General features: G+C 49.8%; 26 protein-coding genes, 1 tRNA gene and 1 riboswitch. Of the genes, 12 read left to right on the forward strand and 15 right to left on the reverse strand.

The genetic code is table 11. The features are described 5' to 3' along the window. Positions 1–93 precede the first annotated feature (93 nt). From EBB_RS14805 to EBB_RS14825, 5 genes are all read left to right on the forward strand, one after another. The gene (locus EBB_RS14805) at positions 94–1,533 is read left to right on the forward strand and encodes an MFS transporter (RefSeq protein WP_192394541.1); all 1,440 of its coding nucleotides are present in this window, start codon (positions 94–96) and stop codon (positions 1,531–1,533) included. Then, positions 1,517–2,365, forward strand: a complete 849-nt coding sequence (locus EBB_RS14810) for a hypothetical protein (protein ID WP_192394542.1) — start codon at positions 1,517–1,519, stop codon at positions 2,363–2,365. The genes EBB_RS14805 and EBB_RS14810 overlap by 17 nt, the downstream gene beginning before the upstream one ends. After that, the gene (locus EBB_RS14815; protein ID WP_192394543.1) at positions 2,355–3,788 is read left to right on the forward strand and encodes a hypothetical protein; all 1,434 of its coding nucleotides are present in this window, start codon (positions 2,355–2,357) and stop codon (positions 3,786–3,788) included. Before EBB_RS14810 ends, EBB_RS14815 begins: the two co-directional genes overlap by 11 nt. Before the next feature lie 62 nt (positions 3,789–3,850). Continuing rightward, complete coding sequence (locus tag EBB_RS14820; RefSeq protein ID WP_192394544.1) at positions 3,851–4,741, forward strand: MreC domain-containing protein; 891 nt, start codon at positions 3,851–3,853, stop codon at positions 4,739–4,741. After that, on the forward strand, positions 4,728–4,886 hold the full coding sequence (locus EBB_RS14825) for a hypothetical protein (RefSeq protein WP_192394545.1): 159 nt from the start codon (positions 4,728–4,730) through the stop codon (positions 4,884–4,886). Before EBB_RS14820 ends, EBB_RS14825 begins: the two co-directional genes overlap by 14 nt. 274 nt (positions 4,887–5,160) lie before the next feature. On the opposite strand, the gene radC is transcribed toward EBB_RS14825, so the two are convergent. From radC to EBB_RS14855, 6 genes are all read right to left on the reverse strand, one after another. Continuing rightward, positions 5,161–5,634: a RadC family protein gene (gene radC / locus EBB_RS14830; RefSeq protein ID WP_192394546.1), complete on the reverse strand. Its 474-nt coding sequence runs from the start codon at positions 5,632–5,634 to the stop codon at positions 5,161–5,163. An 88-nt stretch (positions 5,635–5,722) separates the two neighbouring features. Then, entirely contained in the window at positions 5,723–6,739 is a 1,017-nt protein-coding gene (locus tag EBB_RS14835) for a recombination directionality factor (protein WP_225587459.1), read from the reverse strand. Positions 6,740–6,826: 87 nt separating this feature from the next. Beyond that, positions 6,827–7,834, reverse strand: a complete 1,008-nt coding sequence (locus EBB_RS14840) for a YqaJ viral recombinase family nuclease (RefSeq protein WP_192394547.1) — start codon at positions 7,832–7,834, stop codon at positions 6,827–6,829. A gap of 250 nt (positions 7,835–8,084) precedes the next feature. Beyond that, positions 8,085–9,059 carry a DUF932 domain-containing protein gene (locus EBB_RS14845; protein ID WP_192394548.1) on the reverse strand — a complete coding sequence of 325 codons (975 nt, stop codon included), beginning with the start codon at positions 9,057–9,059 and terminating at the stop codon, positions 8,085–8,087. Positions 9,060–9,171: 112 nt separating this feature from the next. After that, positions 9,172–9,516: a hypothetical protein gene (locus EBB_RS14850; RefSeq protein WP_192394549.1), complete on the reverse strand. Its 345-nt coding sequence runs from the start codon at positions 9,514–9,516 to the stop codon at positions 9,172–9,174. A gap of 419 nt (positions 9,517–9,935) precedes the next feature. Beyond that, complete coding sequence (locus tag EBB_RS14855) at positions 9,936–11,177, reverse strand: hypothetical protein (protein ID WP_192394550.1); 1,242 nt, start codon at positions 11,175–11,177, stop codon at positions 9,936–9,938. 297 nt (positions 11,178–11,474) lie between these two features. Between EBB_RS14855 and EBB_RS14860 the strand changes: the two genes are divergently transcribed. Further along, positions 11,475–12,557, forward strand: a complete 1,083-nt coding sequence (locus EBB_RS14860; protein WP_192394551.1) for a tyrosine-type recombinase/integrase — start codon at positions 11,475–11,477, stop codon at positions 12,555–12,557. 89 nt (positions 12,558–12,646) lie between these two features. On the opposite strand, the gene EBB_RS14865 is transcribed toward EBB_RS14860, so the two are convergent. The 4 genes from EBB_RS14865 to EBB_RS14880 form a co-directional block, all read right to left on the reverse strand. Next, positions 12,647–12,722, reverse strand: a tRNA-Lys gene (locus tag EBB_RS14865). A gap of 102 nt (positions 12,723–12,824) precedes the next feature. Continuing rightward, a complete protein-coding gene (locus EBB_RS14870) occupies positions 12,825–13,373 on the reverse strand; it encodes a response regulator transcription factor (protein ID WP_026603562.1) in 549 nt (182 codons plus the stop codon). Beyond that, entirely contained in the window at positions 13,351–14,724 is a 1,374-nt protein-coding gene (locus EBB_RS14875) for an ATP-binding protein (RefSeq protein ID WP_192394552.1), read from the reverse strand. Before EBB_RS14875 ends, EBB_RS14870 begins: the two co-directional genes overlap by 23 nt. 267 nt (positions 14,725–14,991) lie before the next feature. Then, a complete protein-coding gene (locus EBB_RS14880) occupies positions 14,992–15,267 on the reverse strand; it encodes a hypothetical protein (protein WP_192394553.1) in 276 nt (91 codons plus the stop codon). A gap of 377 nt (positions 15,268–15,644) precedes the next feature. After that, a riboswitch (cyclic di-GMP riboswitch) is annotated at positions 15,645–15,730 on the forward strand. 100 nt (positions 15,731–15,830) lie between these two features. Here EBB_RS14880 and EBB_RS25950 point away from each other — a divergent pair. Together EBB_RS25950 and EBB_RS14890 are read left to right on the forward strand one after the other, a co-directional pair. Continuing rightward, positions 15,831–16,943, forward strand: coding sequence for a hypothetical protein (locus tag EBB_RS25950; protein WP_225587460.1), 1,113 nt, complete (start codon positions 15,831–15,833; stop codon positions 16,941–16,943). A gap of 99 nt (positions 16,944–17,042) precedes the next feature. Further along, a complete protein-coding gene (locus EBB_RS14890) occupies positions 17,043–17,813 on the forward strand; it encodes a hypothetical protein (RefSeq protein ID WP_192394554.1) in 771 nt (256 codons plus the stop codon). Positions 17,814–18,012: 199 nt separating this feature from the next. On the opposite strand, the gene EBB_RS14895 is transcribed toward EBB_RS14890, so the two are convergent. Genes EBB_RS14895 through EBB_RS14910 form a run of 4 tightly spaced genes read right to left on the reverse strand, consistent with a single transcriptional unit; the run spans position 18,013 to position 21,749 of the window. After that, on the reverse strand, positions 18,013–19,665 hold the full coding sequence (locus EBB_RS14895; RefSeq protein ID WP_192395045.1) for a tetratricopeptide repeat-containing sulfotransferase family protein: 1,653 nt from the start codon (positions 19,663–19,665) through the stop codon (positions 18,013–18,015). 41 nt (positions 19,666–19,706) lie between these two features. Then, positions 19,707–21,074, reverse strand: coding sequence for a DNA repair protein RadA (gene radA / locus EBB_RS14900; RefSeq protein ID WP_192394555.1), 1,368 nt, complete (start codon positions 21,072–21,074; stop codon positions 19,707–19,709). A gap of 12 nt (positions 21,075–21,086) precedes the next feature. Next, positions 21,087–21,443 carry a type II toxin-antitoxin system RelE/ParE family toxin gene (locus EBB_RS14905; protein WP_192394556.1) on the reverse strand — a complete coding sequence of 119 codons (357 nt, stop codon included), beginning with the start codon at positions 21,441–21,443 and terminating at the stop codon, positions 21,087–21,089. A 3-nt stretch (positions 21,444–21,446) separates the two neighbouring features. Continuing rightward, complete coding sequence (locus EBB_RS14910; protein ID WP_033158420.1) at positions 21,447–21,749, reverse strand: type II toxin-antitoxin system Phd/YefM family antitoxin; 303 nt, start codon at positions 21,747–21,749, stop codon at positions 21,447–21,449. 267 nt (positions 21,750–22,016) lie between these two features. Here EBB_RS14910 and EBB_RS14915 point away from each other — a divergent pair, with 267 nt between their 5' ends. The 4 genes from EBB_RS14915 to EBB_RS14930 all read left to right on the forward strand — a co-directional run bounded on the left by EBB_RS14915 (position 22,017) and on the right by EBB_RS14930 (position 24,134). Further along, a complete protein-coding gene (locus EBB_RS14915) occupies positions 22,017–22,226 on the forward strand; it encodes a hypothetical protein (protein ID WP_192394557.1) in 210 nt (69 codons plus the stop codon). Between the two features lie 65 nt (positions 22,227–22,291). After that, positions 22,292–22,744 (forward strand): hypothetical protein, encoded by a 453-nt coding sequence (locus EBB_RS14920; RefSeq protein WP_192394558.1) that lies wholly within the window; start codon positions 22,292–22,294, stop codon positions 22,742–22,744. A gap of 106 nt (positions 22,745–22,850) precedes the next feature. Then, positions 22,851–23,690, forward strand: a complete 840-nt coding sequence (locus tag EBB_RS14925; protein ID WP_192394559.1) for a competence protein CoiA — start codon at positions 22,851–22,853, stop codon at positions 23,688–23,690. A 33-nt stretch (positions 23,691–23,723) separates the two neighbouring features. After that, positions 23,724–24,134, forward strand: a complete 411-nt coding sequence (locus EBB_RS14930; protein ID WP_192394560.1) for a hypothetical protein — start codon at positions 23,724–23,726, stop codon at positions 24,132–24,134. A gap of 164 nt (positions 24,135–24,298) precedes the next feature. Here EBB_RS14930 and EBB_RS14935 read toward each other — a convergent pair whose 3' ends face one another. Continuing rightward, positions 24,299–25,891, reverse strand: coding sequence for a phospholipase D-like domain-containing protein (locus EBB_RS14935; RefSeq protein WP_192394561.1), 1,593 nt, complete (start codon positions 25,889–25,891; stop codon positions 24,299–24,301). Between the last annotated feature and the right edge of the window lie 28 nt (positions 25,892–25,919).

A 25,919-nucleotide genomic window follows, 5' to 3' on the forward strand; every position in this document is an offset into this window, starting at 1 on the left:
TCCAATAAATCGGCGATAATTGAATCTTTGTGTTGTAAATACGTTGGGGAAACGCGCAGTTTCGGCGAATGATACGGAAGCATTGATACTAGAATGAAGACGCTCGATAAAATCAAAGATCTCCTTGTATCATCGGAGCAGATACATCTCTCTGGGATCGGCCAATTTCAGCGATTAGACATCAATAAACTTAAAAAAGAACTCCGGCTAGATGAACGAGCAAAGGAAAATGGCAGTAAACAGTTGCCAAGTTCAGGGAGCGAAGATTTCGACGACGTCGAAAGTGAAATCATTAATACCATCGAAGCCGAAAGAGGCATATGCCTGAACGAGTTTAGTGACCATCTGACAACTTATAATCAGAGATTGGCAAACCTGAACATTGAAGCGCGGCTAACACAGGTCACTCTTGCCGCCAAAGAAGCAATCGGTGACTTTAAGGCTCAGATTCATCAGGGACAGGATGACCTTGAAATTGCCCGAGATGATGTAGATAAACACGCAAACCAACTAAAAAACTTCAAGTTAGAACATGGCCTGACCCGCCCCGCTCACTATCCCCGTTCAAAAGTTTTCCATCTGGGCGTGATAGCTATCATATTTGTAGCTGAATGTTTATTTAACGCACTTTTTCTAGCTGTTGGTAACGAGTTCGGTCTTTTGGGTGGTGTGGGAGAAGCCTTCGTTATTTCTCTCGTCAATATCGGCATAGCTTTGTTTTTAGGCCGAAAAGCGGTGCCATTTATTTTCCACAAACATTTTGGCCTAAAGCTGTTTTGGGGCGCAATAATCCTGATTTTCTGTTTAGGAAACTTTGGATTTAATCTCCTCGTTGCCCACTATCGTGATGCACTCGCTATTGAAATGTCAGATAAGGCCGCTATCACCGCTATGTCATCTTTCATGGCAAGTCCGTTCAATATCACCGACTTTAAATCATGGATCATGGTTGGCGTTGGCTGTTTCTTTGCTCTCATCGCATTGTTTGATGGGCTTGGAATGGACGACCCTTATCCAAAATATGGCCATTGGGATAGGCTTCGTCGTAGAGCTTATGAAACCTATGCTGATAAAAAGGCTAGTTTGTTAGAAGATTTAAAAGACACCCGCGATGGTGCTTCTATTGGTTTAGCTCAACTCAAAGAAGACCTTATTAAACGTAGGCAAGAACATGATTCAATTATTGCAAATAGAACCAATTTGCTGATTAATTTTGACACCCACCAAAACTACCTTGAAAGCTGTGGCCGTGAACTCATCACCTTTTATCGAGCACGAAACCGAGAATCAAGGAACACCAAGCCACCTAAACACTTTGATCATGCTTGGCGGCTCGAACGAAAACATTCCCCCGTCCTTCCCCCATTATCTCTTTCCGATGAGCGTCTGAATGAAGTAATGATTGAGGCCAGCACAACCATACAAGCAGCGATTAGCGATGTTATGGATGAGTTTGACCGCGCAATAAATAAAATCGAGCAGATCAGCACAATCCTTTACCAAAAAGAAACGAACCATGTCGAGACGCAATAATCCTCGTAATCGCAAAGACGCACGGGTTGAGAAGGAAGACTATTGGGGTATTATCATGCTCATAGTCGCCGCGCTGATTATTATTGGAATTGGCGGGGCTTTTGTCTATTCGAAAAAAAATATGCCTGAAATCGAGAAAAGCACCTTATGCCCGAAATCTGGGGCGACAAGTGTCACTGCCTTATTGATTGATGCCACGGATAGCTTGTCCATTCAGCAAAAGCAGGCTTTTTTATCTGCCTTTCAGAGCTTGAGTGACTCCATATCCTTACATGGACGGCTGGATCTTTACTTTATTCACGACACTCAAACAAGTCTTCTGAAGCCGGTTGTTTCTCTCTGTAATCCAGGGCATGGGGCAGAAATCAGCGAGCTTGTGGGCAACCCACGCCATGTTGAACAAACATGGCAGGATGGTTTCGGGCAACCCCTTGAGCGTGAAATAACGCAGCTTCTTAATGCATCTCCTGAAAAGGAATCCCCTATTCTGGAAAGCATTCAGTCGGTGGTTCTGACCAGTTTATCTGCGCCGATAGATCGGGATAAACCTAAAAAAATCATTATCGTTTCCGACCTTATGCAACACACATCGAATGCCTCTCTCTATCGAGGAACGCCGGCTATCGAGAGCATCATCCAAAATAAATCGTTTAATCGTGTGAAAAGTGATTTACGCGATATAGATATTAGCGTTTGGATGCTTGCGCGAGATAACGCGCTGAGCCGCTCAAAACTCGTTGAGCTTTGGCAGAGGATATTTGCAGAGCAAGGCGCTCAAAACGCTTATTTTTGTGTCTTAGTTGAAAGCAATGGGTGCCAAAATGACCGATAAAATGCACACGCCACGGATGAAACCTGTGCGGAGTTTTTACGACAAATACCTATTTGGTCTCGTGTTTGGTATTGGGACAGCCGGTATAGTCGGACTCAAGTATTTTCAAATACCTCAGATTTATGTAACCGCATTTCCAGTTGCGTTAATGTGTGTCTACGCTGCGATACTTTTCAAGGTTAGAGAACGTAGACTTAGTGAAGATCAATCGGGCGATAACCTTTACTATTTAGGGTTTCTTTATACCCTCGTCAGCCTTTCTTACGCACTCTACAATTTCACGTCTTCAACCGAGCAATCTCCTGCGACAACCAGCATTGACCCCATCATTAACAGTTTTGGAATAGCCCTCGCGACAACGATTGTAGGGTTAATGTTTCGCATTATTTTCAATCAAATGCGCCATGACATTGTAGATGTTGAAGCGGAAGCACGAATAGAATTGGCGAATGCAGCAACACGTCTGCGAACCGAACTCGATCAAATCACGCTGGACATGAATCATTTTGGTCGTGCGACGAAACAATCTATAGCAGAGGGCTTGCAAGCCGTTTCGCAAGAGGCTTCCGATGCCATGAGCCAAAGTGCCACCAAGTTCGGTGAAGTAGCCGAAATGCTCGGGAGCCGCATGAACAAAACCCTTGACGGTTTTGTACAGAACACAGAGCAACTCAACATTACGTCTAGTGGTATGGTGGTGGCTATCGAATCCTTGTTAAAACGGGTCGAAAACATTGAAGCTCCGACCGATTTAATTACAACAAAAATTGCTCCCGCCATGGAGGCTATCAAAGAAGCGGGCGAGGCGATTAATAAAAGGGCTAGTGGTGATGGCAAAGTGCTTGCCAGATTAACAACAGCGATAGAAAACGCAGTAGCGAGCTCTAGCCTGCTTGAGCAAAACGTATCGGCGTTGAACGCGGTCGCTGTGCAAGCACAGGAAAACATGGTGACGCTGAATAAGTCTGCGGATATTGGGAACAGTATTTTATCGTCCATCTCACAGACCGTCGCAGAAGCCCAAAAACTTACGCAAGAACATGTTAATGCCCTCCATGAAGTTAAACAATCATTGGGAGGGACTTCGACAGTCATGTCATCCCTGATTGCTTCATGGCAAGCCGAGGTTGATGCGGCGATAGTGCTTATTTCTCAAAAGGGGTCTGAAGCCAAAAATAATATTGAACAATCAATTAATGACCTTAAAGGGCAGGAAATACGCGCTATTCAAGAAATGGCGAGTTCAGCGGAAACCATCCTCGAAACGGTTCGAAAACATTCTGATGAATTAGATAAAGAGCTTGAGAAGTCGCGGAAATCAACCATTCAAGTTCACGCTGGATTAAATGAAATCATTGACGAAATATCTGCACGTCTCCAATCAGAGACAGTGTCCAGACAAGCCCAAAAGATTGATTACTGATGCAACACTCCAATTCACGACAGGATCGCTCCTACCGTCGTGGACTCGTTCTCGGGTTCACGATGGCCGAAATTATGATTTTGATTCTGTTTGCGATTTTAATGGCACTTGGGGCAACTATCGTTTCTAAGGAGGAACGCCTCAAGGCACTCGCCCAAGTTGCTGGAGAAAATGCTGTTAGCTCTGCTCTGCTTATTCAAGAAATCCGTCGCGCTTTCCCTAATGCTCAAACCATTGATGAACAATTCAAAGAAATCAGGATGGCCATCCAAAACTCAAAAGAATTGGATGTCATTAAACGTGAGTTAGAAAAACTTCAAGCTGAACTTGAAAGTTATAAAGAATTGAAAGCGCTTTTGGAACGGGCTAAAGAATCGCCTCAAATCACCCCGAATGAAATTGCCCAAGATGTAATCCTTGGCAAAGAAATCAAAGAGTTCGCTAAAAATCAAAATCCCCCTATTGACCCCAAAGACGTTAAATCCGCGCTCTCTGCTTTGAATAATTCGACGGATTTAGTCAGCCAAAAGCGTGTTCTTGAAAAGGAAAACGAGACCTTAAAAGGTCAAATACTCAATTTGACGCAAAGGCTAGGTGGGCGCGGAACCGAATACCCGCCATGCTGGGTGGCGCCCAATGGTAAACCCGATTACATATTCGATGTGGCACTTAAATCGAATGGCTATGTGATCCGTGACCGCAAACTACCTCATCGCCAAGAAGAGCAAGCACAGTTGCCTCTTCAGCAAATATCCTTTGATACTGATATTTCCCAAAGCACCTTTTCGAAACAGACTGAAGCCCTCTTAAATTGGAGCAAAGAGCATAACTGTCGGTTTTTTGTGCGAATCTACGACCTGACAGGCCGGCAGGAAAAAGATAACTATAAGCTCAAAGAACGCATCCTTCAGCAAAGTTTTTATAGCTACGAGGTGTTGAATGAACGCTTCTGATGACGAAATCAGCAAGAAGATTGATACCTTGAAGGCTTTAGCCTCTCGACGCATTGATGAAATCCTGAAAGCGAGAATTACTGCCAAGCAAAGGGAAAGTGGTGTAGCGTTAATTAATTCCCTGTTCGGCTGGCTCAAAAAATAGCGAAGCGATGCAGGAACCTATAAAAATGGCTCCATCTGTTTGAACAACAAATCCGGAAATTAAAGATCAGCATTCAGCCACGGTCACCGACAATCAAAATGCAATCGTCCGACAACAAACTAACTAAAGAAAAAACACCCCGTTTGGAGCCCCATCAAGGGCAAAAACGGGGCGTATTGACGGCATCAGGTTTGTTTAGTTAGTGAGTTCCGGCTAGCTAGCCCGCTGGCTATGGTCAGGAACAGTTTTAAGTGACCCAAACACCCACCGCTCATCACAACAATCCATGCTCGGCAAAGGAATACACCGTTTCCCCGACCACGAAGTGATCGAGTACCCGGATATCGATTAAGGCTAAAGCCGTTTTCAGCTTCTCGGTAATCGTCCGATCCGCCTGACTGGGCTCGCTGATACCGGACGGATGGTTATGGGCAAAAATCAGGGCTGCGGCATTATGCCGTAACGCCGTCTTCACCACCTCGCGCGGATAGACGCTGGCACCATCAATGGTACCCCGGAATAATTCCTCGCAGGCAATGACTTTGTGCTGATTATCCAGAAACACCGCCATAAACACCTCGTGTTCGAACGGGGTGAGTTTGATTTGGATACAGTCCTTGGCTTTATCCGGACTGGTCAAGGCTTCGCCTCGGCTGAAACGGCGTTGGTAGATTTGCAACGCTTGGAACAGTATTGCCTCGTCATCGGCCACCTGATAACGCCGATTATGGCCTCGCTGGTATAACATGGGTGTTCTCCTGTCAAAACAACATCAAATCAAGAAGAAAACGGTCCCTTCCGGGGCGGTGTTCTCCAGAAGGGTTATCCGCATAGCCTCAAACCGCTGATAACTGCTGGGCTTTCGCCGCCAGTTTCGCGTTCAACGCATCGGTCGTCATTTCAGGTCGGATAACGTCTGCCGCTTTCGCGCCAGCGTTCACTTTTACCGCCTCAGTGGCTGTTTCCGTCTCTGCCGCTCCGGTCGCTGCATTCCTGCCATGCGCTGCAGAAGCGGATTGGGTGCTGGTCTCGCTCACCCTGCCGTCCGTATCGACACCCGGAAAAAACTCCTCCACCACCGCCGAGCCATCGTCCTCGTTATCTTCAAACGCGCCATTTCTAAAACCCACGCGTGCCGCCTGATCCAATGCCGCTTGATCGAAACCCGCTGCCTGGCGTTCGTCATCCAGGCGTTTCGCTTCACTTAAGGCCTCCTCGATGCTTTGATGCCCACGTAAGGTGATATCCACATAAAAGATCGCCGAACCGTGACTTTGCCGAGTGGACTTACCGCGCAGCTTCAGTTCCAACGGCAAACACGACAAGCGGTTACCGGACACGGCTTTAAAATATTCCAAGCGTGCCGCCAAGGTACGGATGCTGTTGAAACCCGTGGTACGAAAGATAAAACTACCCAAGGGATCGTCATCGCCGATCAGCACATTTAAACGCCCGTAGGGCTTGCAGGCGCCGTTCGCGGCTAACGGACAAGCTTCGGGTGCTGGACAAGGCAAGCTGTCCAAGCCATCGCGCCCACGCCGCTTACAGCGCTCGCCATCACCGACACATAACGGTCGCCCGTTGGCACGGTCGAACAAACTGTATTCGGCCCGAAAGTTTAAATCCGGCTCATTGAACAACAACCGAATCGGAATACTGCGAATCTTGCCGCCCTGGGCTTTACGCAAGACCTCATCGACGGGATGCAGAATCCAGCCGTCCCGCTGTTGTAATTGACTGGTGATGGTAAATTGGTCGTCTTTGACCGGTAAGCGTTTACCGTCTTTTTCAACCACCTTACCGATGGCAATCCGCCCCAATATCGGCGGGGTAATGGCTAAGCCTTTCAACATGAGAGTCTCCTGAAACGAAATAACATGAACGAAGACCAGGCGCTTTCGAAGCGCCGGGTCAATTTGAAGGGGGTGAATGGAGTGGTGCTACTGAATCAAAAAACGCCGACTGCCGGTTTTCGTAGTGGCATACTGCTGCAGCAATTCGGGTTGATCCTGCAGTAAGCGCTTGCTGTCCAAGGCCTGACTGTCCTTGGCTTTCTTCCAGGTGACGCTGCCGCTCTCAAACACCGCCTTGCTGGCCTCGCCCATGGCTTGCAGTAAGGTTTGTTTGAACTGGGCTTCCTTTTGCTCCAGTTCCGCCAAACTGAGCCGGACATTGACCAGATCGGCAAAGGTGGCGGACAGGGTTGCATCCTGACTGAAATCGACGGTTTGGCCGTAGTCCTGCGGATACAAACAGCGCAAGGCCAACTCCGCCGACTCCGAACCGTCCACCGGTGGCGGGGTATCGGTTTCCACGTACTGCCAAAACTGCCGTTCTAGTTGAATCAAACGGCCAATCAAGGCCTCGTCACGCTGAATCCGATGGATTTCCAGGTCCTGACCGCCCAGCAATACCGCGACATCCGCCGTGGTTTTGCCGGTAACGGCTAACTGGTGCTGTACTTGCAGTTGCACATACTCCGGCACCCCGTCTCGCCATAACCGGGCGCCGTTGATGCCAGCGGTTTTGCATTCCAGAATCTGCACCGCATCGCTACCGACCACTTCCCGGTCGACATTGGCCAGCATCCACAACAAACTCGGATGCGGGTGTTGCAATACCGCATTGACGCGTCTGACTTTGTTGCCGGTACGCCGGGTGTAATGCGCTGCTACAATGGGCTCTAACAGATTGCCCCAGTAAGTCGGACTGTCCTCGTCATTCGGATCAATCTTCGGTAAGTTGCCATCGCGGCCGGTCTTCTCCAGCCACAGTTCAAGCTGGGATTGATAAGGGTTCAACCCCACGGCGGCCGCCGCATCGGAACTGCCAATGCCGCGCTTTCTGACGTCCAGCCAGTCTTCGCGCGGTAGGTTTTTGGTGTTGACCAGCCGCAAGGCCGGTTTGCTGCGGGGTGCCGGTGGGGTTTGTAAAGCCACTTCGGTCATGATGACCTCCTATGAATAGTAAGAAGTAAGGAAAAACCTTGAAAAGCGTGACGCGGGTTCACAGCAAAGCCCTAAAACGGCTGCTTACCCGCGAAAACTAAAGCGATAATCCCTGTTCACCCTGCGCCCAAAACAAAAACGCCCAGTCGGAAAACCGACCAGGCGTTTTGTCACGGGATGGGGTGTGATGTCGTGTTAAAGCAATGCCAGATCAGACGAACGGCATGGGACGTAGGCAGTAGCGTTCGCGTTATGCCGCCAATTGCAACGCCGCATCCAAGGCCCGTTGCTTGATAGTGGCCCCTTGCCCGAACCAGGCCGAATCCATCCGGTGTTCCGTACTGCGGGCCCGTTTTTCATGATCGACGTATTCGGTCACGGCATTGAGTAAACCCCAGGCCGTGCCTTTGGCCGATTCCAAATCCGCGCCATGCCCTTGACCGTCATACAGGCTTTGTACCTTGTTCAAGGCCCGCTCATTGCTGAGTGCCACGGGTTCTGCCTTGGCGTTAGCCGGTTGTACATCGCACAATACCCGCAGGAAGTAGTTCATCGCTTCATGCGATTTCACTTTCCGCTCGGATAAGGTGCGCATCCGGTACATGAAAGCATCCCATTGCGACACTGCCACACCCAATTGCTGTTTCACGGCTTGTGCATCGAACTTGGTGCTGTGCGGCACTTTGATCGCTTGGGTGGCGCCATTGACGGCAATGCTCAGGGTGTTGTTACACACCACCCGAATGGTGGTCGGTGTCGCGGTAGTGGCTAACGTCCCATCGCAGGAGGTGGCTAACAACAGATAGCCATGCACCCGATCATTACCCTTCAAGGCCGCCGATTGTCCGGTCTTGGCCAAGGCCCAAAACTTCTTGCCGCCTTTCAACACCCCAGCGGTTTCCAGCTCATAACCGGCGACTTCGGTTAAATCCCGATAAAACTCCAATACCTCGCGCGGTTGCACCACTTGATAACGCTGGGAGACCACCGACAAGGCGGCTTTGCTATCGGACCGGTACAACACCTTGTGTTCCGGAAACGACTGAATCGCGCCCAGATGCCCCACGGTATCGGTCATAAATCGCACCGGGGATGCCTCAATCTGCCAGTCCATACCGGCTTGCTTGGCCCAAACCTCCAACGGTTGTTTGGGGGCTAATAAATTACCTAAGCCATGCCAGGGTTGTTCCCCAACGTAAGCCATTTGTTCGAGAAGATGCGCCATCAATAACTCCTATGATCAGTGGATCATGCACACAATTAAAAACAGAAACGAAAACGAAATCAAAAACAGGATGGTTGATAGACCATCCTAAAAACCCTAAACCAACCGACCTTCAGCTCAACCGGTCACCAAACGTCAGGCCGCAGTCTTGGCAGACATAGTTATCCAGCACCCGCTGATCGATCACCTCGCCCAACTTGGCGCCGGTGACACCGCCGGTAGCGGCACCGATCAAGGCACCAAAAATCGCACCGGCAACACTGCCGATGGCCACGCCTGCAGGACCTGCCATGACCCCCACGGTCATGCCCACTTCGGCCCCTGCCGACGCACCCGACAGGGCACCGGCTACACCGCTGGCCGCACCACCCACTGTACCGATGACGCCACCGATTTTTTTAGCGTGATCCAACGACACCACCCGATGCGAACGGCAGATAGGACATTGCATACTCATCACTGAGACTCCTTAATAAAAATACCGGACAGACGCCATGGATACCCGTACGCGTTAGCGCACAGAATCACCCCCAGGACGGAACACCGGCAGAAAAAGACCAGCGCGTGACGTGACGTCACACGCTGAAGGATGATTGAACAGCAAGCCTGTTTATCCGCGCTTGGACACGTGGTCTAGTGCGGATTAGGTAGGCTCAGGATAGGTATATGTGATTGGGATTTTTTAAAAGCGGGGAATGTCGGAAATTTAGGGAGTATATGATTAACTCGTAACATCGAAATTCAGCGTAAATTAAATCAATGACTTGCGCATCGCATTGTCTTGCAAAACAGAATTAATTAGAGGTCTTTAGGAAATAGATAAATGTATTTTAGAAATACTTATCAGTACGATCTGTTGGTTTTAAAGGGTTTGTATTAATTTTTAAATCTTGATTTATAAGTAGGAAATGTCTTTATGAGAGTCTCATTGATTGTCATAATCTGTTTTCGTACGTCGTCATAATTACTTACCAGGGACTCAATAGTTAACTTAATCTGCGAGTACGTATCTAAAACTTCCTTAGCTACCTCGTCAAGATTATTATTTTTGTCGTCTTTCAATGATTCTCGCCGGCTTTTCTTTAGCTTGGGTTTGCTTGGCTGTTGCTGCGCTTCTTTCTTTTTTACATGCGCGTCATAGAGCATCAGTCCGGAAAGGTATTTTGACACTGATTGGTATTTTTTGATCAGGTGGTAATTAGAACTTGACGCCTGGAGAAATGAAGATACGGACTCTTTGTGTACCTTAAATATACTTCTCGGACCGGTTCCGAAGTCGATTATGTCCATAATAAATTTATTTTGTTCATAAAAGAACGTCTTTAAAAATTCACGCATAATAATATTGATATTTTCGGCTTCTTGGTCAACCTGTATTGACAAAACGATTGAATTGGCTAGTTGCTGCCCATTGATACTTACCTTGGCTTCATTTGAGTTATAAATATCATAATTTGATTGTTTGTAAAGGATAACTTCTGGAGCTAAAAAATCAGGGAATGATAGGCTCAAATTATATTGAATATCTTTATTATCGCGCGAGGCTCTCGATTCGGCGGAAGTCAAACCTATTTTCCCGAGAAGCTTTTTCTGGCGCCGAAAATCCGGATCTAAGTTTAGTTTCCACCAATTTAGTACTTTTGAAATCTCGTTGGGAGACGTCAAATCTGAAAATTTATAATGGAAATTTTTTAAATCAGGTTTGATTGAGTCTTTTAGTTCTCTATACGGAGTTAATAATCCATCAAGGTCTTCTTTTGATAGCGATATATATAAAAAGTCCGAGTTGAGTAAAGCTAATTTGCAATACGAAAACTGAATGGCATCTAGAGTCCAGTCGGTCAATGCTTCAATATCCATTTCTAAAGGATACCTATACTCTGGTGCTTCCTCGAAGCTGAAAGTGTATGCCGCCAGCTTCTCAACCATGTTGAGCTCAATAAATCGCTGTTCAACTGACTGTTTTAACAACAGTAGTTGAGTGAATTCTTGATTACGAGCGCGTTTTAAATACCTCAAATAAAACTCAAACAAAAAGAATTTTTCGAACTGCCTTATAAGATTCGCTTCTGAGTCTAATTTTGCACGCTCTAGATCATGCTTCTTGATGTTTGTCAATGGATTCAGGGTTGCATATTCTCAAGTGGTGGATGTTGATCGTTCGATGTGGCTCAATGATTACACATTTAGACAGCACACGGATACGACAATGTATGGTTTTCCTCCAAGAATCTTAAGACCGGCAGAAGCTCAGTATTACTGCGGCATGGGGAGAACTGTGTTCGAAAGAGAGATTAGACCCTACGTGCCGGAAACTCAAATGGGAGATCAAGGAATCGGATTTGAACGAGTTGACCTTGATAACGCTTTAGATGAATATAAGACCCGCAACGTGAGGGTTAAGGAGAAACCATCATGGCAAAAAGAGACAGTCTCCCAGGCCTTTACTGGGACAAAGAAACAGGGAAAGCCTCGATTGACAAGCGCATCGACGGACTCGGAAGAGTTCGCCATCGCTTTACAGCGAGCACGTGGCACGAAGCAGAAGTCGAATACCACCGGGCCATAGCTGCTGCCAAAACGGAAGCGTCAGCGCCAAAGTTTAGGACGTTTCGAGAAGCGGCGACGAAGTATTTAAAAGAGGAAATGAAACCCAGTCTGTCTCGTGACGCCGATTGTTTGGCGAATCTTGATCCTTGGATTGGGTATTTAACCCTCAATCAAATTCATCAAGGGACGCTTCAGGTGTATATCGATCATCGTCGTGAGCAAGGTGTTAAAAGCGCTACGGTGGTTAGAGAACTGGCCGTCGTCAGGCGTATTCTGACCTTGGCATCCAGGGTGTGGCGTGATCTTGATAACGAACCGTGGCTGCCAGTAGCGCCACTTCTGCGGATGCCGGATTGGAATGATGCAGCGAAGGCGTATCCGCTTTCGATCGATGAGCAACGGCGGTTTTTTAAAGAGCTGCCAGCCCATCTAGCGGAAATGGCACTGTTTGCTGTACATACCGGTGCGCGGGAGCATGTGGTCGTGCAATTACGTTGGGAGTGGGAAGTTGAATATCCCGAACTCGATTCTTCTGTTTTCGTCGTGCCTGGCAAGTTCACGAAAAACGGAACGCCGTGTTTGATAGCACTTAACAGTGTGGCACGAAATGTCGTCGAGAGTCGACGAGGTCAGCACGATACGCATGTGTTTGATTATCGGGGTCGATCGATTGATCGCATGCACAATACCGCTTGGAAAAAGGCCTGGATTCGAGCTGAGCTTCCGGTGGGGAATGATGTGTTATCGGGTCCGCACAACCTCAGGCATACCTTTGCTCGGCGTTTGCGATTAGCGGGTGTGCCATTGGAAACGCGGAAAGCATTAATGCATCACATTGATGGTGATATCACCATCCATTATTCGCCTGCGGAAGTAGGTGAGTTGGTAAGTGCTGTTGAGAAACTGACGACAGTAGAAGGGGTAACCATGTTGCGATTAGGATCATGATTTACCCGCTGGGTAATTTTGGGGAATGACAGACACAAAAAAAGCAGTCGCCATGAGAAGCTAACTGCTTAATTTGTATAACATTTTGATGGTGGGTCGTGTGCGATTCGAACGCACGACCATCGCATTAAAAGTGCGGTGCTCTACCGGCTGAGCTAACGACCCCCTGAATGAGCCGCCCATTATACTCAGAAATATTAGTTTTGCAACGATTAGTTGTAATAAACACAAAAATAATACTTTCCGCCCCCAAATAGTGCCGGTCGCCTATTCTTTTACCGGCCGTTTTTCCAGCTTTCTTTGCAAGGTTCTTCTGTGCATATTCAATGCTCTGGCAGCGGCTGAGATGTTACCGTCGTGCTGCATCAGCACCTTTTGCAAGTGTTCCCACTCCAAGCGCTTTACCGATAGCGGATTGTCACTGATGGCAACTGACGCATCGCCTTCGTTTTTGTATAAGGCACTAACAATCTCATCGGCATTCGCCGGCTTGGTCAGATAATGAATCGCGCCCAATTTGATAGCCTCCACCGCAGTGGCAATACTGGCAAAGCCGGTCAGCATGACGATTTGGGTATTGTCATCCAAAGAAATCAATTTCTTAACCATTTCCAATCCGGAGTCAAAACCGATCCGCAAGTCGATTACCGCATATTCAGGCTCAGTTTGTTCCGCCAGTTTCATTGCCGTATCGACATCATTGGCGACAGTCACTTGAAAATTACGCTTTTCCAGTGCCGGCTTCAACACCGAACAAAAGGTGACGTCATCATCGACCAGCAATAAATTGGGCTTATCCATAGGTAATTGGTTCATGCATACTCTCCTTAGCTAAAAGCGGCAAACTGATTTCAACGCAAGCACCGCCCGACTCTAAATTACTAAACTGTATTTTACCGCCGAGCCGCTTGATAGTGGTATAAGTCAAAAACAAGCCGACCCCCATGCCTTGTTTATTGCTCTTGACCGGTTGATGCCCGGCAAACTCGATAAATTCAGCGGGCAAGCCTGGACCGAAATCCCGGATTTTCAAGTTTAGTGTTTCTTCATCCCACTCCACATGAAACTCAATGCCCGCATCGACCGGCGACGCCTCTGCAGCATTATTTAGGATATTAATGATGGAGTGAGTCACAGTACGTTCCGCAATCACGCGCGCTTCCATATCCACATTCGGCGAAATAAATAGCTTGAGCCGGGTAGCCGCTTTATGCGTGCGCCACTGGCCTAATACTTCATCGATATATTCGCTCACCAGCATCACCTTGCCGGATTCCGCCCTCATCTCGCCGGCGGAGGCCGACATCACCGACAAGGCCTGCTTACAGCGATCAATCTGCTGCTGAACAATCACCAGCTTCTGATGCATATCCGGATAACGATGCTCCGACAACTCTTCCGCCATCTCATGCGTCAAAATGGCAATTGTCCCCAGCGGCGTACCCATATCATGCGCGGCGCTGGCCGCCAAGGTACCTAAGGACACAACTCGTTCGTCGCGTAGCGCACTCTCGCGGGCATCCGCCAAATTGCGCTCCCGCTCTTTCAGGGTCTTGGACAGTTCGACCACAAAAAAGGCGACTAAGCCGGCGCTAAATACAAAACCAAACCACATGCCGAATACATGCAGATTGAAATAACGCCTGTCGTTCATCAAGTGCATTTGCAGGCTCATTTCCGGCGTCATCTCAGTCATCGCCGGATGGGCCATATGCGGCTCGACAGCCGGCAACGGTACGTTGTAGGCAATCAGTACCGTATAAACGCAGGACGTAATGATCACCATATTCCAGGCATAAGCCTGTGGCAGCATAATGGCCGTAACAATCAAAGGCAGCAGAAATACCCAAATGATCGGGTTTGACGCACCGCCGGTCAGATAAAGCAAATAGGCCAGCGCCAACACATCCATGCATATTTGCGAAAAAATCTCGTGCTCGGTAACTTCTTCCGGCGTTCTCAGCCGCAACCAGGTGTAAAGATTAAGTATGGAAATCGCAAAAATCGCCAGCCACAACTGATTTTGCGGCAAATTGATACCCAAGCCGTTAACCGCAATAAACACCGCCACCGTAACGGCAAACAGCATCAAATTTCTAAGAATGTATAACCAACGCAGGTTTTCGCGAATGGATATTTCGGCTTTGGGCAGAATGTGTGAAAGCATAGAAACAATACTAAATTGAAGAAAGCATCGCAGCGATGTACGACCGCCGCTTGCTTAACAAGGTGGAAAGCCGACCAAACCTGGATGGCAGCCGCCTGAGTATTCAATCGATTTTTGATAGCAACCTTCACCCCAACCGCTACGTGCCATGGCAAATACGGAATTAAGCTAGCTGCTTAAAAGATCGAACGACAATCTACGAGCTAATCTTTTCGGAGCAAGCGCCACGGTCTGACGAATCATGCCCCCAAAAAATAGTGCGGCATATCACGCACTAGCCAAACGCCAACCGCCGTTTTTATCCACCCATCTCATGCTCAGCCAATACCAAAACGTCATGGGCAGCATCATCGCAAACCATTCCCAATCGTCGATTAAAAATAATTTGGCAACCCAGCCGTTGCCATCGAAATATAGCGGCCAAGGCACACAGTAAACGGTAAAAACAATACTACTCCAGATCAACAGTAACGCGCCTTTGCGGGTTTCTATACTGGATAGAGCCAGGAACACCCACAGCGGGGTTTTATCGGTTTTTTGCATACATCTCTCCACTGAAAAATCTCGTGCCAACCCAATTAGTGGCGCAACAACCTAACAATAAACGACTAGAAAAGAAAGAACTTCCTGAGCAAATCCACCAAAACAAACTTCACCACCAAACCCGGATAATTTAACAGAAATTGAACTGTGTTATATAAAGCAAGCGCCTGAGCTATTTCGCTGAGTTTCGCCCGCAGCTCACTCACGCCATCCCAGGCAAAACACGCAGTAATATAATGAAATATATATATTTTATTAAGTTGGCCCATTATTCGCTTTAACTAGTGCACTTGCTTCGTGGTTTGCATTCCGAAAAGCGGTTAGTAGGTCTCTAACCCTGCCATGTCTGCCGCCGGCGGAATCAGTAAATCTCTGGAAGCAAGCATTGCCACACCCGTCGTGAGGCGGGGCCGGAAAATCACGGTTCTTAAAAAAACGATTTAAAGAAGGCCGGATTGCCCCCATGCGTGCCATGGGCGAGGGCAAAGTTTGGCTCGCTGCTGTTGGTCAAGTTTTGTCAGTTTCGCTGTTACCTTTAATTCCAATAACAAAAGAGGACGATCATGATCTTTCATAAAACGGCTATAGCAGCTATTTTGACAACTGGCCTAGCGGGTGTTTCCAGCCAAGCGTTCGCGCACTCTTACTACAACCTGACCGGCGCGGGCACAGTAGCCTCCGGTAACTCCGCCATCGGCTTCGGCATCGCCAACAGCATCAACGGCACAGACGGTGTATCTGCAAACTCCAACGGCACCAACAGAATCGCTAACGGTACCAACGTTTATACAGTCGGCGACTTAAACGCAAACACCTTAATTCCGGGCACAGGTACCGCGGCTGAGACAGCCACAGAAGTAGCAGGCAACCTACCCTATATGTGGTACTCAGGTCAGCATACAACCGCTGCCGGCTTCACCAAACGCGAGTTGCATACCGGCTCCAGCGCTACAGACAACGATGGCGCACTGACAGCAAATCTTATTAACTCAAACCCTAGTTTCGGTACCAATACTATCGGTAGCTTGTGGAAAGCTTACTCGGACAAGAACGGCGGTACCAACGCCGCCACCTGGGGCACCATCATGGCCGATCTGCCAGCTAATGGCGACCATCCTTACTTAGCGGTAGCAGGCAATTCGGCATCAACCGGCCTGGGACTGGATTACGGTTTGATTCATATTAGCTGCGGCGCAAACACAGCAAGCGCTAACTGCGCCAGCGCGGGCAATATCAAAACCACCATTACCGTGAAAAACGACGCCGATTACAGCCAGTTTAACGGCTTATTGGACGTGGCTCTCTATCGCAATGTGGACAGCAGTTCCACATCTGACCGTAACGCGGCTGCCACAATCGGCGAAACGGGCCTGCAAGGCTCAAGCTTGGGCGAAGCTATCTGGACAGCCAGCATGAACAGCACTTCCGACACCTTGTTCTACTCGTTTGTGTTCGATCAAGCCGAGTGGAATGCCACAGGCACACCCGGACTACACACCAATGGCTTTTATACCTTGGTGGTCGGCGCACACGGTGGCGGCGCTCTCGATGGCGTAACCTATGACGTACTGGTTACCACTTCGGCAGTGCCTGTTCCAGGCGCAGTCTGGCTGTTTAGCAGCGCCATGGCCGGCTTGATCGGTTTCGGCCGCCGCAAACAACAACTAGCGGCTTAATTGCCCAGCGGAATTGCCGCCACATAGCGGCAATCCCCTCACCAAGCGCTGCTTAACAACAGGCTTACGCTCATGTATTTAATTAGATAGAGATCCAAAATGACTGCAAACTTAACCTTTAAAAAACTAGCATTAGCCGGCGCCATGGGCGCATTGATGTCGGTCAGCGGCTTGGCTAGCGCTCACGTAACCTACAATTTGGCTGCCGGCGATACCTTGCCGCCGGACGGTTCCGCTACTGGCCCATGGTCGGCCGGCGATCCGGGCTATATCGGCAATTTGCCCGCCACCTGGGTCGCGATGATCCACAACGACGGCGGCATAGCTACCTCGCAAACCGCCAGCGGCCACGGCATAGGCATGGGCGCCAAAGCTTATAAAGACGGCACAACTAACTGGGGACATACCGCCGATTACGGTTTGTTTGAATTGCATGCCGACGCGGAAGTGACTATCACCGTATCGTCTGATGGCTCCAATCTGCGTCCGGCCTTTGGTTTATGGAGCGGCTGGGATACCGCGGGCAGCAGCAGTCGTCATCAAAGCTACCTGAACAACGGTGCTGTGCTTGCGATGGGAGCCAGCCCACTTGGCACCACACTGGCTTTGGTTGACGCAAACGCCTGGGCCTTCGCAGCCACTCAAGGCACCACCGCCACCGCAACGCTGACCCGCTTCCTGACTGCCGGTACTTACACACTGATTTTGGGCGGTTACGACGGCACGGTAGGCGGCGCCAATCTGGCCTATACCGCCACCATCGCCGCCGCTGCGTCGCCGGTACCCGTGCCGGGCGCGGTTTGGCTGTTCGGTAGCGCGATGGCGGGCTTAGTCGGTTTCGGCAAACGCAAAACTACAGAAAACGTCTGAGACGTATCTATGCCACTTAAAGCTGATTTTTAACCCGGCGCCCTTAATTACCAGCGTGATCAAGGGCCGGGTTAATCAGCAAGAAATTGGATCGGTTTCGGTCAAGGATGACCGGGGGCACGGAAGCTCCACTTTTACATCCGCTAGAACCTAGCCTGCTTGATCAAAAAGCTTAACCTACCCTGCCCATTCGCTTCATTCATTCGTAACCGAACGCATCGATATACGGCGCCAAGATCGGCAAAACCGGTTCGTAAAAACGTTCATAATGCTGCCAGCGTGCCACCGAGCGCGAATAAATCGGCTGCGCGACAGCGGCAAAACTCGGCGTGGCAATGTAACGGCCCTTAGCCTTTTCATGAAACGCGCTAACTTCGGCCACCCATTCCAAATCCAATAAGGTAAACACCCGGCGAAAACTGTTTTCGAAATCGTTGACCGTGTCCTCGTAACGCAATTCCATATAACGCGGCTGCATCATCGGCTTTATGTAAAGCCACAGGTCCATTACGGCCGCATATTGCTTGGCCACACCTTCCCAGCTCAGTAAATTGACTGTGACGCTAGACGGCTTAAACGCCTGCTGGAAACAGCTCAGACACACATCGCGCGGATCGCGCAGCGCAAAGATAATCCTGGCCTCCGGAAATAGGCAGCTAATCAGGCCAATATCGATACTATTCAGCGCCACTTTATCGATAAAGCATTTATTCAAGGCATCCGCGCCATATTCCTCACCAACCCGCCGCCAATAGTAAGCGCGCAACTTTCGGACATCGTCCAAACCAAGCTGGCGGAGAGCGGCCGGAATGTCTTCTCGAACACCACTCAACCTTTGCAGCTCTTGAATCAAACCATGAATCAGATCATTTTCATCGGAGGTAAACACATCGGGGTGCGCCGCCAGCACTTGCTCGGTCAACGTCGTGCCGGAACGCAAAAAGCCCAGCAAAAACGTCGGCGCCGGCAAGTGATCGGCAAAGTCGCTTAGCGCCCATCGATGCAGTAAAGTCTGATCGAAGCCCTGCTTGTTACGTTGAATCGCACGAAACACCTGTCCGGCGTCAAGCGAGCTGAGTTCAGGTAATTGCTTATACAAAGCCTTTGCTTGCTGGCAAGCCGCAAACGATGCCTCATATTCTTCCAGCTTATCCAACACCCCTACCAACTCCTGCCAGGCACGTGCGGTCTGCTGCATATTGCGATTGGCGGCTATCACAGCCTGAAAGCGCTGTTTGGCTGCAGGCAAACGGTTTAAATGTGCTTCCAGCACCGCCAGCATGTTATTGCAGGCCGGATCGTCCGGACGTAATTCGCAGACCTTGCTGGCAAAAGGCAAAGCCTCTTCGAATCGATTAACCCGTGTCAAATACAAGGCGCGATTATTCAGCGCGGCAGGATTCTCGGGCTCCAGCTTGACCGCCAATTCGGTTAATTTAAGCGCGGTATCCAGATCGCCCCAGTGGTGCAATTGCTCGGCCAGCTCCAGCATAAAGCGGATATTGCGGGTTTGCTGAGCGTCGATTTCCAGTTGCCGAGCGGCCTGCTGTAGATAGGCCAAGCCTTCCCGGCGCTGCTGCTGCCAACACAAAGCCTGCCCCAATCCGGCCAGCGCTTCCGCATGATCGGGTTGGATCGCCAAGACTTGCCGAAATCCCAGCAGCGTACCCGCCATATCGCGCCGGGCCACTGCTTGCCAGGCTTGCTTTAACGCATCGTCCACACTGGGTTTAACCGGCCTCGATGCCGCTTCGGCTTGCTTTAAACAACAGGCTTTGTATTTCTTGCCGCTGCCGCATGGGCACCGATCGTTACGGCCAAATTTAGCGTTGACGGCTGCTGTATTTTTCATATCGTTCCCTGACGAAGTTTGGCATTGATTATGGGCAGCAATTATAAATCCGCCAGCACCGCCAGTGCTTCTTGAATATTGCTGACCGCATGGATTTGCAAGTTCTTCAGCGCGTCCTTGGGTTTATTGCTTTTAGGAATGATCGCTCGCTTGAAGCCGTGTTTGGCGGCTTCGTTCAGGCGGGCGTGTCCATTAGCCACCGGGCGAATCTCGCCGTTTAAACCCACCTCGCCGAAGAACACCGTATCGTAAGGAATGATCCGGTCGCGCAGGCTGGACACCACACCGACCATGATTGCCAGGTCGGTACTGGTTTCGGACACCTTGATGCCGCCGACCACGTTAGCGTAAATCTCGTCGTTGCCGGTAAAAACCCCGCCGTGGCGCGACAACACCGCCAGCAACATGGCTAGCCGGTTTTGATCCAAACCCACCGCCAGCCGGCGCGGATTGCCGTACTGGCTTTCGGTGACTAGAGCCTGAATTTCCACCAGCAACGGCCTCGTGCCTTCCCACAACACCGTGACCACGCTGCCCGGCGACGGCTTTTCGGCGCGCGACAAAAACATCGCCGACGGGTTTTTCACTTCCTTTAAGCCGCTGCTTTCCATCGCAAAAAAACCCAGCTCGCCAACACTACCAAAGCGGTTCTTGTCGGCGCGCAACACCCGAAATCGCGAATCGTCCGTGGACGACAACACCACTTGCGCATCAACGATATGGCTCAAGGTCATAGGCCCGGCCAGCGATTGATCCTTGGTGACATGGCCGACCATGAAAAACGACACGCCGGTGCGTTTGGCGTATTGGGTCAGATAGCTGGCGGATTCGCGCACCTGCGACACGGAACCCGGCGCCGAATCCGAATCGGCGGTGTACATCACCTGGATCGAATCGATGATCACCACCTTGGGCTGCTCCTCGTCCAAGACTTGGCAAATCTGCTGTACCGAGGTTTCCGCTAGCATTTTGATACCGGCGGTATTCAATTGCAGACGGTGCGCACGCTCGGCAATTTGTTGCAGCGATTCCTCGCCGGACACATACAGTACCGGCAATTGCTGGGCGATATGAGCAATGGCTTGCAACAGAATGGTACTCTTGCCCGCACCCGGCGCGCCGCCGATCAGCACCACGCTGCCGGTGACGATGCCGCCACCCAGCACCCGGTCGAACTCGGCCAGACCGCTGGAAATCCGTTCGGCTTGGGCCAGATTAACTTCGGACAACAACCGAACCTCGCTGCGACTGCCGGCATAACCGGAGTTATCGCGCGCAGATTTGCCGCTACCCAGCTTCACTTCCTTGATGCTGTTCCAAGCTCCACATTGATTACACTGCCCGGACCAGCCGGGAAAATCGGCGCCGCATTCGGTGCAGACGTAGGCGGATTTTGATTTTTTAGCCATAGCGATAAAGATTTAACGATTTAGCCACAAGCCAGCCAAATCATAGCCGAGTTGTTGATGGTGTTTGATGGCGAGCAGATACACGGCGTCAGTCGGCAAGTACAACAGCAAATAATCCTCTAAAACATATTCGCGGACCGCCGGATAGCGGTCGGCGATTCGCCCTGTCGCGCTCAGCGCTTCGACCGAGTCGGGATTATGGCGAGCAAATAACCGACCCATTTCCGGATAACACTCGAGATTAGGGATAACGGAGTCCCCCAAACTATCAAGCAGCCGATCATAAGCCTGCGGAAAATTGTTTACTTGCCAATAGCCTTCTATGTCTTGCAAATTGGCGAGAAAGTTATCGGTAAAACGTACCTGCATGGGTCAGGTGGATACGGATTTAGCCCGATCTTGTTTGATTTGCTTTAACGCTTCGCGGGCATCCTGGTGGCGCCCTGCGTCGAGATCAGCCAATCCGCGTTCGATTTCATGCAGTAACAGTAAGTGGATATGCGCACGCTCCAGGCGATGGTAGTGATCCAAACGTTCCGCGCCGATCAACGCGGCTACGCCTTCACCGTTTTTAGTAATGATTTTTTCCTTACCGGTTTGCACCTCGCTTACCAAAGCGGATAACTGGGTCCTGGCCTCGGAAAACGGCACTATATCGGCCACGGCAATACTCATGACGACTCCTGAATAGTTTGCTCAAAATTTCGCTCAATATTATGAGCTTTTGGCTGATTTGCATAGCGAAACCTTCCGGTTTATCTCATCTTCTGCTGCCTATCTTTAACGCACCAGCTTGACCACACATTTGGCGCTGCAGCGATTGGCTATGTGCCGGAGCTTACGAGTGATTAATTCTGCCTTGTCGGATTCTCGGTAGTACTCGTCATTTCGGCAGGGATAGCCGAAATCCAGACCCCACGGACGGATCGAAGCTTGCCATCCATGGCACTGGATGCCCGCATCCCGGCGGGCATGACGGCGTTGCTTAAATCTGACAAAGTAGAATTAATGGCCGGGCTTTTTAAATCTGTTTCTATCGAGCCGTTGCGGACTATGGCTCGATCTGATTCAATGGCAACAGTCTGGCCGTTACCGGTCATTATTTCTCCGCCGAATGAGATACAGAAAGGAAGATCACATGCAGATCAATAAATTATCGTGCCAAAGATCATTTTTCGGTAGATATACCGAAACTATCTAATTCCTTGTTAGCCGTCATGAGTCTTCTGCCATCAATCGCTGATGTTCCGCACCTGTGGAGCCAAGACGGCTCCCTTCGTGACGTGTACTTCGTTGGTACAACGTTGGCGCATTGGAAAAGATTTCTCGCATTCGTCCGAAACAGCAAAAACCACTACGCCTTTGATGGAGAAGAAACTAGCCTTCCATCCATTGAAGAAATCTTTGCCAATCGAGATGGTCACCACATGTTGACGGTTACTACATCTGGCGTCTCAATAAATTGTCATTTCTTCATCGCTGGAGAGATTGAGCTTGATATCGACCCTCGCGAAATTCACGGAAAAAACGAACACGAGGCAGTGCTAGGGTTCATTGCATCGTTGGCGCACGCCATCGAAAGGCCGGCGCTCTTGACTCCAGAAAACGGAATAGATGTTCCGTTCCTTTCCTTTGAGCCTAACCAACGTACTTGGACTGTCCACGGCTAACATGGCGCTCAACCTCGCTCCTTTCAGTCGCTGGACGCTGCGCGATAAAGCCGCGCAGCGCCGGTTAGCTCTACGTTAGGGCAGCCGAAGGTTTGAGCATGCAGCTATGCAATTGGCATTAGTAAATAACGAAAAAGTAGAGGCATTTACAGGAGGCAGAGGAAACTGCCCTGTCTGTGGTGCTGAGACTATTGCCAAATGTGGGCCACGAATAATGCATCACTGGGCTCACCACAGAATCACAGATTGTGATCCGTGGTGGGAGAATGAGACCGCATGGCACCGGGAATGGAAAAACAAGTTTCCATTAGAATGTCGAGAGGTTTCAGATGTGGCAGAAGATGGAGAAATACACAGAGCGGATGTTAAAACCCCAACAGGCATAGTGATCGAAATTCAACATTCCACTATGACGGATGCAGAGAGGATTTCCCGCGAAGAATTTTACAAAAACTTAGTTTGGGTAATTGATGGAACTGTGTTTCAAGATAATTTTGACATCTATCATATGCTGCCAAATCCAAAATCAGAATTAGCCCAGGACTTGGTTTGGAGTAAAGCTAAAAGACATATGAATGGAGCTAATGCAGGGCTTTTTTTTCGGCTATCTGAAGCACTTGAAGATGCCCCATCTGTTACAAAAGCTACATTACGCGGCGGCTGGATTCATGGCATATATGATATTGAGGAGGAAGTAAAAAAATCCTATAACGGCTACCACCAATACGATTGGGTCAGGCCAAGAAAAACCTGGTTAGATGCAAAATGCCCTGTATATATTGATTTTGGTGACGAACACCTTGTGAAGCTGGATACATATGATGAATCTGGTCTTAAATGTATAAGGTTAGTTTCTAAACGGAAATTTGTGCATGATGTCATGGTCGAAGATAAGGCGGAAAATATTGCTACACGTTTTTACCCAATTACGTCAGGCAAGCCCTAACAAGGCCGTAAACTCGGACGCTTCGACAAGCTCATGGGTGTCTTCGAGCGCTATTACGCATCGCAGTCTGAACTGAACGAGGCTGGCGCTGAAGTGTGGGAGTCGTACAAGCGCCAAGTATTGGGACTTCTGGCAGCCAAGATGGTCAAGAAATCCGTCATCGCCGCTGGCTTGGAACAAGGCTTGCGCGAGCTCCGCGAGTTCCCGCCTGGTGCTAAGCAAGTGGGGCCTGCAGCAGTCGCCCTGGAACGTGCCATCGAGTTGGAGTATCCAGAGTTCCTGCGCGAAGACGAGGAGCGCTTATCCAAGGCGCTGAAGCGGGGCAGCATTCGGACAGAGCGTGAGTACTACTTGGTTCGTCACGCTATCGACCGGGAGGAAGGTAGTCCGTCCGATAGGCTTGCCGCGCTCTACAAACTGGCAGACAACTTCGACGCGAGGTGAGAATGGCGCCTAACCCTTCCATCTAGAGGACGTCGCCCGGCAAGCCGGGCGCTGCCTCTCATGTCAATCGTTAATCGTTCATTCAAAAATACACCACGATAGACAGCGTTTGGCCGAAAACGTTATTCAGGAAGATCTGAGTCGGCGCGCACCCGAGATGTTTGTCAGTAAAACACCCTGAACAAGCGCTGAATCTGTCCAAACTCGTACAAATACGGCTGCGCCACGTCGCGGTTGGCGGCGACGACTATCAGGTCGTGGGAGAAAACCGAGGTGTTGTACCAGTTGAAGCTGCCGTCGATGACGATGTAATCGTCGATCACGCAATATTTACTGTGGATGGGTGAGTAAGGTACCGGCAAGTCGTCCTGGCCGTAGACCAAACCCACGCGTATCCCGGCATCACGCAGACGTTGCACGGCCGGCAACAGCGGCCGGGCCAATTCGTCGGCCATGCTGCGCTCGACGCCGATTTTGCCTTGCCGCGCCAGATGACCGTTAAACAGCAATTGCACATCCACACCGCGGTCACGGGCCTGGATCAAGGCATTGACGACGCTGTCGTGATGATCGCCCAGCAAGTCGCCGATTAAAAACAAACACAGCTTTAAGGAACGGCGCGCTCTATGAATTTCCGCCAATATGGCGTGATGCGGCCGATAAACCCTGCCATTGGCCATGGTGTGGCGGCCAAAGGTATATAACAAGTTGAATGGGCTGAGCGGATCGACGCCATACTTTTGAATCACGCCGCCGCGCTGACTCTGGAAGATGTTATCCAGCAAGCGGCACACGCCCTTGGAATGAAAACTCATCCCCGATTCCCAATTGGCCCACCAACGATCAAAGGTGATATTGAACGAGCCGATGATGCAATCCTCGTCGTTGAAGATCACAAATTTGGTGTGCATGTCCGGCTCTACTTCGATCAAGTGGTGTTTGGGCGTGCAAAACACGCCAACCAGTTCGATGCCTGAGCGCTTCAAGCGCGCATAATTCTGGCTATTGGTTAGCGTCATCTTCCGCCAATCGACGATGCATTGCACCCACACTCCCTGCTGGCTGGCGTGAATCAAGTGGTTAATAAAATCGCCGTCGTCGATGCAATCCACACTGACTTTAATGGTGCATAAGCGGTCCGGTTGGCTGTGTTTGGCCGCGATGACTTTATCGATATGATCGTGAATAAAGCGCTTGGGGTGATAGGGGTGAAATTGCTGGCCCTTGGTAAATTTGGGCGTCAGTTGCAAGGAATCGAAATGATGGTTATACCAATCCACATCGCTTTGCAACTGGCCGGGGTCCAGCTCGTAACTGCGGAAATGGTTGGGCGTGGCCCAATGCTCGTTAATATGGCGTTGCTGCGGGTGGTTATCGCGTAACTGGTCGCCGTCCATGAAAATATAATCGTGCCGCGAGGCAATGGAATGCTCGCCCAAATGCACGATAAACGAAAACTTGATGCAGCTGATCTTGCCGAATTGCCCGGAGTGCGGCATCACGTAAAAATCCCGCGTCGAGCGTTTGTGCTTGTCCCATTCCACATCGTAAGCATCGGTGTCGACGATGTAGGTTTCGCAAATCGACTCCCGATAGACCTTCAGCACCACCTTCAAATTAGCGGCGATGCCGTGCGACATATGAAAGTCTATCTTGCCCCAGCGAACGTCGAAGGTTTCCCGGAAATCGTTACCGCGTTGAAAACAACCGCCCAATTTGCCAAATACCGGTTTGGCGTAATGTTCTGCTACTTGCATATGGTGCTGCCTAATTAAACAAGCTTTG

The sequence above is a fragment of the Methylomonas fluvii genome, assembly GCF_014850975.1.
GTDB classification, from domain to species: domain Bacteria; phylum Pseudomonadota; class Gammaproteobacteria; order Methylococcales; family Methylomonadaceae; genus Methylomonas; species Methylomonas fluvii.